This window comes from Salisaeta longa DSM 21114 (genome assembly GCF_000419585.1).
Taxonomy (GTDB): Bacteria; Bacteroidota; Rhodothermia; order Rhodothermales; family Salinibacteraceae; genus Salisaeta; species Salisaeta longa.
Window position 1 is genome coordinate 2042444 of sequence record NZ_ATTH01000001.1, and the last position, 12667, is coordinate 2055110.

Below are 12667 nucleotides of genomic sequence, written 5' to 3' on the forward strand. Positions count from 1 at the left end.
CGTTTGCAGAAATGCCCCTACAGCATAGGTATCACAGCGCTCGTCGTCAACCGTTGGTCTTAACGCAGGCGTCTACCTGCTCATCCAAACCAACCATTCATGGCATTGAAGGAGCAAGCGGCGTCAGCACTGCCATCGAGATGCGCGCCCGTTGTATGCCATGCTCAGCGTCCAAACAGCGCGAGCCCCGCGCCCAGGGCCAACAGCCCGGCCCACAGCCACACTGCCGCCCCCTGCACCGCGGCCAGGACGCCCGCGATGATGCAGGCCCCCGCAATGATGCCGCTGCGCAGATCGGCCAGCGGATTGCCCTCAGGCGCGCGGTTGCTCAGCCGCCCCTCAAGCGCGTGCGCCCCGGAGGAGAGCAGCTCGGGCAGCTGCACCATCAGGTCGAGCACCTCGGGCATCCCGCTGATCAGCTCGCGGCTTAGCCGTCGCGGATCGAACCGTTCCCGAAAGATGGAGCGCACGTGTGCACGCGACACTTCCATCACGTCGAGCGACGGATCGAGCGTGCGCCCAACGCCCTCAAACGTCACCAACGCCTTCACCATCAGCGTCATCTCCACCGGAAAAAACACGCGATAGCGCGCGCCTAAACTCAGCGACTCCAAAATCATGTGGGCAATACTGGGCGCCCGCCCGCGGCCCGCGGAAAAGTGCCGCACCAGGTCGGTCACGGCGCGCCGAAAGCCCTGCGGATCGCCGCCCTCGCCCACCCGCGCCATTTCCAGCAGATACCGCGCCGCATTCTCCACATCGCCCCGCACCAGCGCGTAAAAATAATAGAGCATCCGCTGCCGCACGCGCGGCCCAAACCGCCCCACCATCCCCAAGTCGATAAAGCCTACCTTCAGGTCCTGTGGCGTGTCGCCCGGGATGATCTTCAAATTTCCGGCGTGCAAATCGGCGTGGAAGAAGCCGTCCTGGTACAGCATGCGAATGATGGCCGTTGCGCCCAGATCGATCACCCGTGCACGCTCCTCGGGCGAAAGCTGCCGTGCCGCCGCTGCCCCCGGCCGCAGCCCGTCAATGAACGACATGGTAAGCACATTTTCGGTGCTCAGGTGCCGGTAAATGGACGGAAAGACAATGCCGGGTTCCTCCTGGAAGTTGGCTGCAAACACCTCGGCATGGTCGGCCTCGAAGGTGTAATCGACCTCACGCAGCGTGTAGGCGCTAAACTCGTCAATGATTTGCTGCGGCTGGTACTGCGGGATGATCCATTGCAAGAACACCCCAAAAAACTCCAGCAGCTTCAAGTCGGAGGTCACCACATCGCGGCTGCCGGGCTTAATCACCTTCACGACCACGTCGTCGCCGGAAAGGGTGCGCGCGCGGTGCGCCTGGGCGATGGAGGCCGAGCCCAGCGGCTCCTCGTCGACCCACTGGAAATGATCCGCGACCGCGCCGCCCAGCTCCTCCCTCAAGATGTCCTGCACCTGCACGAACGGAATCGGCGGCAGGTGATCCATCAGCCGCTCCAGCTCCTTCGTGATGACCGGCGGCAAGAGGTCCTCGCGGATGGCCAGGATTTGGCCGAGTTTGGTAAAGGTGGGGCCTAAGATTTCGAGGCGCTTGCGCAGTTGTACCGGAAACGGCAGCGTGCGCAGGTCGCGTTGCACCAGGGGGCGCAGCAGAACGGCCAGCAGCCGCTTGCCCGGCGACCGCAGGCCGCGCGTTTGCACATCGGGCAGCGAGCGGACGTACGCCAGGTGCCCGCCCATGAGGAGCCCCACCACGTGGCGATACACCGTAAAGAAGCGCCGCAGCGCGCCCCGGTACGGCGCCAGCGGATCGAAGTCCGCGAGCGGCGAGCGCTGTTTTTGGCGCGCCTCAGCGGGGGACGGTTGGGCCTGTCCGTCGCCACGCGCTGAGGGCAACGCCGCCGCAGACGTCTCCTCGGACGCTCCGTGAGCAGCGGCCGTCGGGCGTGAGGACGATGAGGAGGCATCAGGCATAAGGGAGGCAGCACGCAAGCCAGCAGGCACAAACCGAACGGACCCTCAACATAGGGATCGACACGGCCGGGTGCAACGCGCTACCAGCAGCGTGCGCATTCGTCCGGTTGATACGTGGCGTCGCGGCACGCGTGCTAGCCGCCGTGCATCTGCTCGGAGACGTCGTGCACGGCTTCGATGAAGGCGCGCGCGTGCTCGGGGTCGTGGGTGGGGTGCATGCCGTGGCCGAGGTTGGCGATGTGCGGCTGCGGCCCGAAGCCCGCGAGCATGTCGTGGACGTGCCGCCGGATGTCGGCCGGGGCGGCATAGAGCGCGCAGGGGTCGAGGTTGCCCTGCAGCACCGCCCGCGCGCCTACCGTCTGCCGTGCCGCGGCGGGGTCCATGGTCCAGTCGAGGCTGATGACGTCGTACGGCGTGTCGGCCAGGGCATCCAGCGCGTAGGGCGCGCCCTTGGCAAACACAATGGCCGGGGTGTCGGGATGGGCTGCTTTCACGCGCTCGGCAATTGCCGTGAGGTACGGCAGGCCGAACGTCTGAAACGTAGACGGGCCAAGCAGGCCCGCCCACGAGTCGAACACCTGCACGAGCTGCGCGCCGGCGTCGATCTGCCGCACGAGGTAGTCGCCGATGAGGGTAGCGAGGCGTTCGAGGAGCGCGTGCGCCGCGTCGGGATGGCGGTACAGCCAGGCCCGCGCTTGTTTGTAGGTCTTGCTGCCGCCCCCCTCAATCATGTAGGCCATGAGCGTCCACGGCGCCCCGGCAAAGCCGATGAGCGGCACCCGGCCGTCGAGGCGATGGCGCGTGAGCGTAAGGGCCTCAAACACGTGCCCGAGGGCCGCGTCTAGGTCGGGCGTGACGAGCCGATCGAGGGCCGCGGGCCCATCCAGCGGCTCGGGAAAGTGCGGGCCCTTGCCCGGCACCATCTCTACCGTGAGCCCCAGCGCCTGCGGGATGACGAGGATGTCCGAAAAGATGATCGCCGCATCCAGCGGAAAGCGCTCGATGGGCTGCAGCGTCACCTCGGCGGCCAGCTCGGGCGTGCCCACCACCTCAAAAAAGGAATGCTTGGCGCGCACCGCCTGGTACTCCGGCAGGTAGCGTCCGGCCTGGCGCATCATCCACACCGGCGTGCGGGCGGTGGGCGCCCCGCGGGCCGCGCGGAGGATCAAGTCGTTTTGCAGGGGCGGAAACGAAGGCATAACAACGGGTCCAATCAGAGCAGACAAGCGAACGCCCGGCAGCTCGTTGGAAAGCCACCGGGCGCATGGCCATAAGCCGACCGCTGGTTACGAAGCGGGTTCCGCAGCGGGCGGGCCATCGTACAGGTATTTGCGGAGAAACTGCGTGGCCTTGTCCCACGCATCGGCCGCGGCCTTCGGGCTGAAGCTGGTGCCCGAGGGGTTTGCAAATGCGTGGCCGGCATCCTCATAGATGTAGATGTTGGCCGTTACGCCGGCCTGCTCCAGCATCTCCTCGAAGTCCGTCACCCCTTCCACCGGAATGCTGCCATCCTGGCCGCCGTAAAATCCTACGATGGGAAAGGCGATGGGGCGCACGTCGCTCGGCTCAACGCCTTCCACGCGACCGTAGTACACCACGGCGCCGTTCCACGCCTTCGGCTGATTGACCGCTGCCTGCAGGGCCATGCCGCCGCCAAAGCAAAAGCCCATTACGGCCACCTCGGGCGCGCCGCTCTCGGTACGCAGGAAGGTTTGCGCCGCCGCAAGGTTGGCCAGCAGCTGGTCCTCGTTCTGCATCGCGGTCGACATCAAGTCGCGAGCGCCTTCGGGCGTTTCCGCCGTCATGCCGTTGTAGAGGTCCACAGCCAGCACGCGGTAGCCCTCGCCCGCCACGCGGCGCGCATAGGCCCGAATGTTGTCGTTGAGGCCCCACCATTCATGGATGAGCACCACGCCCGGCAGCTGGGTGCTGTCGGGGGTAAGGCCGCGCTGCGCAAGCACCGAATCGGCATTCATCGGCTCCGCCATGTAGCCCGTCACCGCCTCGCCGGCATCGGTGGTGTGGTACGACACGGTGGCCGCGTTTACCGGAATGTGAGGCTCGCGCACGGCCGCCGTGGCCTCGGGCGTATCCCCCTGATGCTGCTGCGCCATGCTGTCGGCATACGAAGCGTCGGCCGGCGCATCGGACGAGGAGCCGCCGCATGCGGCCAGTACAAAGGCACAAAGGAGAAGAACCGGGACGGAGCGCATCATGGGGCTGGGCGGACGTTTCAACAATCAGTGGACGGTGTGCACGTGTAGCATACCACGGGCCGTTCCTCCTGCGCAAGGCGCTACACAAAGATGTTACGGCTTCGCCGCCCGCGCGCCCCGCGAAGCATGGTTGAATTGTGTCGTGGACGCGCGCTGCGCTCCCGCCTCGGCGTTAGACCGCGGAAACTTCAGCCGGGTCGCCCGTTTCCGCTACGATCCTTCTACTCGGCCAATACGCTCCTTCCATGCAGCAGACCAACCTCCGCGACATCGCCATTGTGGCGCACGTCGACCACGGCAAAACCACCCTCGTCGATGCCATGCTGTGGCAAAGCGGCACGTTTCGGGACAACGAGGACGTGCAGGAGCGCGTGATGGACTCGATGGACCTGGAGCGCGAAAAGGGCATCACCATCATGGCCAAGAATACGGCGGTGCGCTACGGCGAACACAAGATCAACATCGTCGATACGCCGGGCCACGCCGATTTTGGCGGCGAGGTGGAGCGCACCCTGCGCATGGTGGATGGCATCATGCTGCTTGTGGATGCCGCCGAGGGGCCGCTGCCGCAAACCCGCTTTGTGGTGCAGAAGGCCCTAGAGCTGGAGCTGCCTGCCATCGTGGTGCTCAACAAGATCGACCGGAAGGACGCGCGCCCCGACGAGACGCTGGACGCCATCTACGACTTGTTCATCGACCTGGGCGCCGATGCCGAGCAGATCGAGTTTCCGGTGCTGTACACCATCGCCACCGAGGGCCGCTGCACCACCAACCTCGACGATGACGACGCCTGGACGGACCTGCATCCGCTCCTCGACCAAATTCTGGAGACCGTACCGCCGCCCGCGGGCGACCCCAGCGCCACGCTGCAAGTGCTCGTCACCAGCGTGCAGCGCGACAACTACCTCGGCCCGGTGGCCGTGGGCCGCGTCGAGCAAGGCACGCTCAGCAACCGCCAGCGCGTGAGCCTGTGCCACCGCGACGGCTCGCAAGAAACCGCCGAGGTGACGGCCCTCTTTACCTACGAGGGCCTGCAGCGCGTGGAGGCCGACACGGCCGGTCCGGGCGACATCGTGGCCGTGGCCGGGGTGGAGGGCATCGGGCTGGGCGAGAGCCTCTCGCATCCCGAAACGCCCGCGCCGCTCGATCCCGTGCACGTCGACGAGCCCACCCTCTCGATGGCTTTCCGCGTAAACAACGGACCGCTGAGCGGCCGCGAGGGCGACTACGTCACGTCGCGCCAGCTGCGCGACCGCCTCTTCGACGAGGCCCGCAACAACCTCGCGATCCGCGTTGAAGACACCGACGCCGCCGACACGCTGCTCGTGTACGGCCGCGGCGAGCTGCAAATGGCCATCCTCATCGAACAGATGCGCCGCGAGGGCTACGAGTTTTGCGTGGGCATGCCGCAGGTCATCACCAAAACCATCGATGGCCAGCAGATGGAGCCCTACGAAATTGCCGAGGTCGACATTCCCGAAACGCACATGGGCGTCGTGATGGAGCGCCTTGGCGAACGCAAGGGCACCATGCAGCACATGGTGAACAACGGCACGGGCCGCGTGCGCCTCACCTTTCGCGTGCCCAGCCGCGGGCTCATTGGCTACCGCTCGAAGTTTCTGACCGACACCAAGGGAACCGGTCTGCTCACGCACCGCTTTGAGGACTTTGGGCCGTGGGCCGGCGAGATTCCGCACCGCACCACCGGCGCCCTCGTCGCGGACCGCCAGGGCAAGGCCACCGGCTACGCGCTGCTGAACCTGCAAGACCGCGGCACCTTCTTCGTGGCGCCGGGCGATGCCGTATACGAAGGCATGATCGTGGGCGAAAACAACCGCCCGCAAGATCTGGACGTCAACATCACGAAGGAGAAGAAGCTCACGAACATGCGCGCGGCCGCCGGCGAAGAGCTCGAGCGCCTGCCCCCGCCCCGCGACCTGTCGCTGGAAGAAGCCATCGAGTTTATCCGCTCGGACGAGCTCATCGAGATTACGCCCAAGCGCTTTCGCCTGCGCAAGCTCTACCTGGACCCGCACAAGCGCAAAAAGGCGCAGATGGCGTAGCGTTGGCTTTCGCCCCACGCCGCCGAGCGCGCCTGCGCTCCTGTTGATTGCTTCTGCCTATGGCCGAGACCGCCCACCGCGAAGGCATCGTGACCCGCTCCACCGGCAGCTGGTATGACGTACGCACCGACGACGGCACGACGGTGCCCGCCCGGGTGCGTGGCAAGTTTCGTCTGGCCGATAACGACGTGACCAATCCCGTGGCCGTGGGCGACCGGGTGACGCTGCGGATGAACGAGCAGGACGATACGGGCCTTATCGTGGACATTCACGAGCGTACGACCAAGCTCAGCCGCCGCGCGGCGGGCCGGCGGGCCGGCGAGGAGCACGTAATCGTGGCAAATGTGGACCGGGCCTGGGCCGTGCAGGCGGTCGATCTGCCGCGCTTCAATCCGGGCTTCGTGGACCGCTTTCTGGTCATGGCCGAGGTGTTCGATCTGCCCGCGGGCATCATCCTCAACAAGATCGACCTCATGGACGACATCTCGTCCGAACACGCCGCTGCGGTGGACGACTTCTGCACGCTGTACAACGACCTGGGCTACCCGGTGCTGCCAACCAGCGCCACCGCGCCGGCCAACATCGACCTGCTGCGCGAGGCCCTACACGATGAAGTGAGCGTCGTGACGGGGCCCTCGGGCACGGGCAAGTCGAGCTTGCTTAACGCCGTTGAGGATACGCTGGACGTAGCCACCGGCGCGGTGAGCCAGAAGACGCGCAAGGGCACGCACACCACCACCTACGCCACGCTGCACCCGCTTTCCTTTGGCGGCTACATCGTGGATACGCCGGGCATCCGCGAGTTTGGGCTGCTGGACATGCACCCGGCCGACCTGTGCCACTTCTTCGTGGAGTTCATCCCCTACCTGGACGACTGCCGCTTTCCCGACTGCACGCACGACCATGAGCCGGGCTGCGCGGTGAAGGACGCCGTAGACGCGGGCGCCATCCACCCGATGCGCTACGAGAGCTACTGCAACATCTTGTACTCGCTGCAGGACGGCCAGGAAGGCACCGGACGGTAGCAAACAAAGCGCTGGCTGGAACGTCAGCAGGTCAGCAGGTGAGCGCGTGGCAGCCCGCACGCAAAGAGGGAATCGCCGCCCTGCGACGATCCCCTCCATGCCCGTTTGCCGCCTTGCCCGCTTGGCTCACGCCCCGCTGTAATACGGATTCTGCTCCAGCGCCGGATTGGCGTCGATCTCGCGCTGCGGGATCGGGTAGAGAATCTGGCCCGAGTCGTACGGGATGGAGCCTACGCTGCGCTGCGTGCGCTTCAGGTCGTGCAGGAGGTTGCCCTCGAAGGAGAGCTCCAACCGCCGCTCGCGCAAAATGTCGGACACCGTCACGCTGCTCACCGCGCTGAGCCCCGCCCGCTGGCGCACGATGCTCACATCTTCGGCGGGCGTGTTGGGCCCCACGCCCGCGCCCGACCGCAGATTTCCCTCGGCGCGCGTCAGGTACAGCTCGGCAAGGCGCACCACCGGGATGTTGGCCTGATCGGCCTCATCGTCGCGCCACTTTGCGGTGCGCACCACGCTTTCGCCGTCGACGTAGAAGAACGCGCCGCGTGCGTCGCCGGCAGCGTAGCGGTTCAGGTGTTGCTGCTGGATGTCGATGTCGCCGCGGCCGCCGTTCTCCTGCGACCCGTAAAACGTGTTCAGGTCGTTGGTGCCATCCTGCGCCGTAACCTGTATCGCGAAGATGTACTCCGGAATGTCACTCACGTTGTTGAACGCCTGCGCAAACGTGGGCGCGAGCTGATACAGGTCCGACTCGATCACGCGATTGGCCGCTTCCGCTGCCAGTTGGTAGCGCCCCTGCATCAGGTAGACGCGTGAGAGGATGGCGCTCGCCGCGTAGGTATCGGCAAAGAAGCCGTTGCTCTCCGGAAGCAGGCTCGCCGCGGTGGTCAGATCGTCGATCGCCTGTTGATAAACCGCCGCAACGCTTGCGCGGGGCACGTTCAGGTTTTCGCCAATCTCGCGGGTGGGCTCCAGCACCAGCGGCACGCCCGGCGCTTGGTCCGGATTGCCAGCGCTCCACGGCGGGCCAAAGAGGCGCACGAGCTCGAAGTACAGCATGCCCCGAATGAAGAGCGCCTCACCGCGCACGCGCTCGGCCGTGGCAGCGTCGTCAAAGACGTCCACCGCGCTGAGCACGTTGTTGGCAATGTTGATCGTCTCGTAGGCGTCGGTCCACTGGGCCTCAATGAAGCTGTTGCTCACGAGGATATTTTTGTTCCAGATGGCCGCCGGCTGCTCGAAGGTGCCGGTCCATTGCACATCGCCGTTGTCAGCCAGCAGGTCGGGCGACATCATGTACTGCCCGCCGTACAAGTCGGCATCGCCAAGGGCGTTGTAGGCGCCTACCAGCGCCGCCTCAACGTTTTGCGGCGTAGCGAGCGCCGTTTCTGAGGGAATCGATTGTTTGGGCGTGCGCTCCAGGAAGCTGTCGCAGGCGCTGAGCACCAGGAGAGCGCCCGTGAGCAAGAGGGCTGTTCGTGCAGTAAGGAAGGATGGAATAGACATAAGGTCGGTAGCAGAAAGTAGGTGGGACGGTTGCGCAGGCTGGGTGCAGCGTTAGAAGCTAAACTGCAATCCGCCGCTGATGGAGCGGGCCTGCGGGGCGGAGTAAAACTCGTTGCCGAGGCCGATATTGCCCGCTGCAAAGTCGGCGTTAACCTCGGGGTCCCACCACGGGTACTTGGTAAAGGTGAGCAGATTGATGCCTGTTACGTAGACGCGCGCCCGGCTCAGCCCCACCGATTCCAGAAACCGGGAGGGGACGTTGTAGGCGAACGTCACGTTTTTGAGGCGCAGGTACGAGGCGTCGTACAAGAAGCGGCTCGATTCGGTGCCGCCGTTGTTCACGAACAAGCGGGCCTCGGGTACGTCCGTTTGGTCGCCTGGCTCTTGCCACGCATCGAGCTGGGTGGCGAGCTGGTTGTCCAGGAACCGCGCATTCGAGGTTTTGAACGTGCCGCCCCCATCGAACACCTGCTTTCCGTATTCAAACTGGAACAGGAAGCTGAGGCTGAAGCCCTTGTACGACAGCTCGTTGCCCACGCCGCCCGTAAAGTCGGGGTGCGGGCTGCCGACCACCACACGGTTCGCTTCGTTGGGATTGGTGGTGGTGGCCTCCGGATTGACGATGTCGCCGTTGGCATTGCGCTCATTGACGTAGTAGAGCGCATCGCCCGTTTGCGGGTCGACGCCGGCGTACTCATACGTGTAAAACACGCCAATCGGCTCGCCCTCAACGGCGCGGTTCACAAAGCCGCCCTCAATCACCTGTCCGTTGATGTCGGTGATCTTATTGCGGTTCAGCGCAAAGTTGATCGACGAGGTCCAGTTGAAGCTGCTGCTTTGCACGTTTTGCGTTTCGACGAGCGCTTCGATGCCCCAGTTTTGCAGGTTTCCGAGGTTCACCGTGCGCGACAGAAAGCCCGATGTGCCGGGTACGTTCACGCCCAGCAGCAGGTCGCGGGTTTCCTTGCGGTAGTAGTCTGCCTCTAGCGTGATGCGGTCGTTAAACAGCCCCAGGTTGATGCCAGTGTTGAGCTGGGCGGTTTGCTCCCATTTTAGATCGGGGTTCGGGGTTTGCACGGGCTGCGTGCCGGGAATCCCGCTGTAGCCCAAGCCGCCCCACAACGCCTGCGTGAGGAAGTTACCGATGCTCGCGTTCCCCGTAAGGCCATAGCTCGCGCGCAGCTTCAGGTAATTGATCGCCCCCACGTCGAAGAACGACTCTTGGCTCACCACCCATCCGCCGGAAACCGCCGGAAAGAACCCAAAGCGGTTGTTGGCGCCAAAGCGCGAGGAGCCCTCGTAGCGCCCACTAAGCGTGAGAAAGTACCGATCGTCGTAGCCGTAGTTGGCGCGCGCAAAGTAGGCCAGGAAGCTGTAGCCCGTCTCGTACGCCCCGCCGCCCGTGATCTCGGCCGCGCTGTTCACCTGACCGAAGCTGTCGTTGGGGAACTGCTCGCCCTGCACAAACGACCCGTCTTGCTGCACGGCCTGTATGCTCGTTCCTACCGTGCCCTTCACGTCGTGGACGCCATTGAACGCCCGATCGTACGTCAAGAATGCATTGGCGTTGTAGTTCACCACACGATCCCACGCGTTAACCCCCAACCCGCGGGCCGCGCCGGTATTGTCGGCCACTTGGCTGTTGAAGTACTGATCTTCGTTCTGATCCAGCACATCGATGCCAAATTGTCCACGCAGCTTCAGCGTGGGCAAGAACGAATACTCGGCAAACGCGCTACCAATGCTGCGAAAGATGCGCGTGTCGTACCGCACATTGCCCTGATACAAGAGGTTGTTGAAGTACAGGGTCTCGGTGTTCAGGTCGTCGGTGGGCACGTACTGCTGCAGGTAGCCGTTGGGCCCGGTGGCAATGCCTTCGGTCTGCGGCTGATAGATCGGCGAGATCGGCATCTGCGCGATCAACTGCATGGGCGTCGAGAACTGATTATCATCCGGCAAGCGCGTGTGCTTCACGCGGGTCAGGCTGAGCTTACCGCCCACGTTAAACCGATCGTTGAACGTGTGATCGACATTCACGCGGCCCGCGATTTTGTCGTAGTTATCGCGGATGAGGATGCCGTCTTGGATGTTGTACGTCCCCGACAGGTAAAAGCGCGTGTCCGCATCGCCGCCGCGCGCGCTGATGTCGGCCTGAAAGCCGCCAGCATCGTCGCGGAACGCCTGGTCTTGCCAGTTGGCATCCACCTGCTGCTCCCGCCAGTTGGTGCCCCGTGCAAAAAAATCGAAGTAAAAGGTCTCCAGCACAAAATCTTTCCAGTAGGCAATGGCCGCCTCCCGGCTTGCGAAGGCACCGGCCGCGAACTCATCTTCGGCCCGGTTGATCGCCGCTTCCTGGTAGAAACTGACGTACTCCTGCGCGTTCATCATGTCCACCGTGTTGGTGGGGCTGCTTACCGTGCGCTGGATGTTGACCGTTACCTCCGAGCCGCCCCCGGCCACGCCACTCTTGGTGGTGATGAGCACCACGCCGTTGGAAGCGCGCGCGCCGTAGATGGCCGCAGCCGACGCGTCTTTCAGAATCTCGATCGACTTGATGTCGCTCACGTTTAGCTGCGCCAGCGGGTTGGTGGGCGCATCGTTACCCGACAGGTTTGGCGTCGTCAGCGGAATGCCGTCCACCACGTACAACGGCTCGTTGCTTGCCGAAATTGACGAAGCGCCGCGGATACGCACCTGAATGCCTTGCCCCAGCTTGCCATTCCCGTTGGTAATCGTAACGCCAGCCACTTGGCCCTGCAGCGCTTCCTCAAAACTGTTTACCGGCTGGTTCTGGATGTCTTGCGCCGACACCTGCGCAATACTTCCGGTGATGGAGCGCTGCTCCTGCTCGCCGTACCCCACCTTCACGATCTGATCGAGCTCGCGGAAGTCGGGCTGCAGCGTCACATTGATCACCCGCTTGTTGCCCAGGGCCACCGTTTGCGTTTGATACCCGACGAAGGAGAACCGCAACGAATCGGCGCTGCTTGGTACGCGTAGGCTGTAGGTGCCGCGGGCGCTCGTGGCCGTGCCAATTTGCGTTCCGGCTACCACGACGGTGGCGCCAGCTAGTGGGCGCCCGTTCTCGCCGTCGGTTACCGTTCCGCGTACCGTGCGATCGCGCTCCTGAGCCAACGCCGGCAGGGTGCAAAGGAAGAAGAGGGGTAAAAGGAGTATCGCTCGTCTCATGGAAACGTATCGAAAGTCGTTAAACACACGGGCCCCCGCGGTGAACTGGAGTGTTCGGAGGCCCATGCAAATTGCGCACAGAAGCCTTCGGAACACAAGCATAACACGGTAGGTGGCTTCACCCTACACATAATACAGACGAAACACAAGTCCTACGCGTTTGGAAGCGCTTTTAATCTTTGGAAGGGCTTCCAGCCGTCCGTTACGGAACGAGCCCGCCGTGGTTGACAGCCCTCTCCGCAACGCCTAAGTTTTGTAGGCTCTGTCTGAAAAACTAGCCGTGTGAACACGCTGCCGGCTGGCCGGCCCGCGCGGATGCTTTCCTACCGAGCCACGTACGTTTTTCTGCCGAACCGTCCCCGCCATGCCTGAGCACCCACCCCTCATTCCCGATCATCTGCTTCCGCGTGTTGCGCAGCGCCTCAAAATTATTGGGGAGCCGGTGCGCCTGGAGCTGCTGAACCTGCTGCGCGTGCATGGCGAGCTGAGCGTACAGGCGCTTGTGGATGCCTCCGGCCACCGGCAGGCGAATGTGAGCAAGCACCTGGGCATCATGATGCGCGAAGGCCTCGTGGCCCGCCGGAAAGAGGGGGTGCAGGCGTTTTACTCGCTGGATGACCCCAGCCTGCCGGGCCTTTGCGTGCTAGTGACCAACCAACTGCGGCAGGAAACCGACGCCAACGTATCGCCCACACCTTCCTGATGCC

At 64.1% G+C, this 12667-nt stretch carries 8 protein-coding genes; 3 read left to right on the plus strand and 5 right to left on the minus strand.

All coding sequences use genetic code 11. From position 1 onward, the window contains the following. Positions 1-164 precede the first annotated feature (164 nt). The 3 genes from SALLO_RS16175 to SALLO_RS0108490 form a co-directional block, all read right to left on the minus strand. Complete coding sequence (locus SALLO_RS16175; protein WP_022835877.1) at positions 165-1961, minus strand: ABC1 kinase family protein; 1797 nt, start codon at positions 1959-1961, stop codon at positions 165-167. Between the two features lie 134 nt (positions 1962-2095). Then, positions 2096-3160 (minus strand): uroporphyrinogen decarboxylase, encoded by a 1065-nt coding sequence (hemE, locus tag SALLO_RS0108485; protein ID WP_022835878.1) that lies wholly within the window; start codon positions 3158-3160, stop codon positions 2096-2098. Between the two features lie 87 nt (positions 3161-3247). Further along, on the minus strand, positions 3248-4177 hold the full coding sequence (locus SALLO_RS0108490; RefSeq protein ID WP_022835879.1) for a dienelactone hydrolase family protein: 930 nt from the start codon (positions 4175-4177) through the stop codon (positions 3248-3250). A 245-nt stretch (positions 4178-4422) separates the two neighbouring features. Between SALLO_RS0108490 and typA the strand changes: the two genes are divergently transcribed. Together typA and rsgA are read left to right on the plus strand one after the other, a co-directional pair. Further along, positions 4423-6240 (plus strand): translational GTPase TypA, encoded by a 1818-nt coding sequence (typA, locus tag SALLO_RS0108495; RefSeq protein ID WP_022835880.1) that lies wholly within the window; start codon positions 4423-4425, stop codon positions 6238-6240. A gap of 59 nt (positions 6241-6299) precedes the next feature. Beyond that, positions 6300-7265 carry a ribosome small subunit-dependent GTPase A gene (gene rsgA / locus SALLO_RS0108500; protein WP_022835881.1) on the plus strand — a complete coding sequence of 322 codons (966 nt, stop codon included), beginning with the start codon at positions 6300-6302 and terminating at the stop codon, positions 7263-7265. Between the two features lie 126 nt (positions 7266-7391). On the opposite strand, the gene SALLO_RS0108505 is transcribed toward rsgA, so the two are convergent. Together SALLO_RS0108505 and SALLO_RS0108510 are read right to left on the minus strand one after the other, a co-directional pair. Continuing rightward, positions 7392-8771, minus strand: coding sequence for a RagB/SusD family nutrient uptake outer membrane protein (locus SALLO_RS0108505; RefSeq protein WP_051141344.1), 1380 nt, complete (start codon positions 8769-8771; stop codon positions 7392-7394). Positions 8772-8822: 51 nt separating this feature from the next. Further along, a complete protein-coding gene (locus SALLO_RS0108510) occupies positions 8823-11960 on the minus strand; it encodes a SusC/RagA family TonB-linked outer membrane protein (protein WP_022835883.1) in 3138 nt (1045 codons plus the stop codon). Between the two features lie 364 nt (positions 11961-12324). On the opposite strand from SALLO_RS0108510, the gene SALLO_RS0108515 reads away from it, so the two are divergent. Then, positions 12325-12663 carry an ArsR/SmtB family transcription factor gene (locus tag SALLO_RS0108515; RefSeq protein ID WP_022835884.1) on the plus strand — a complete coding sequence of 113 codons (339 nt, stop codon included), beginning with the start codon at positions 12325-12327 and terminating at the stop codon, positions 12661-12663. Positions 12664-12667 lie beyond the last annotated feature (4 nt).

Coding starts and splice junctions, on each gene's coding strand:
- SALLO_RS16175 (WP_022835877.1), bottom strand. CDS start 1,961: ATGCCTGATGCCTCCTCATCGTCCTCACGCCCGACGGCCGCTGCTCAC.
- hemE (WP_022835878.1), bottom strand. CDS start 3,160: ATGCCTTCGTTTCCGCCCCTGCAAAACGACTTGATCCTCCGCGCGGCC.
- SALLO_RS0108490 (WP_022835879.1), bottom strand. CDS start 4,177: ATGATGCGCTCCGTCCCGGTTCTTCTCCTTTGTGCCTTTGTACTGGCC.
- typA (WP_022835880.1), top strand. CDS start 4,423: ATGCAGCAGACCAACCTCCGCGACATCGCCATTGTGGCGCACGTCGAC.
- rsgA (WP_022835881.1), top strand. CDS start 6,300: ATGGCCGAGACCGCCCACCGCGAAGGCATCGTGACCCGCTCCACCGGC.
- SALLO_RS0108505 (WP_051141344.1), bottom strand. CDS start 8,771: ATGTCTATTCCATCCTTCCTTACTGCACGAACAGCCCTCTTGCTCACG.
- SALLO_RS0108510 (WP_022835883.1), bottom strand. CDS start 11,960: ATGAGACGAGCGATACTCCTTTTACCCCTCTTCTTCCTTTGCACCCTG.
- SALLO_RS0108515 (WP_022835884.1), top strand. CDS start 12,325: ATGCCTGAGCACCCACCCCTCATTCCCGATCATCTGCTTCCGCGTGTT.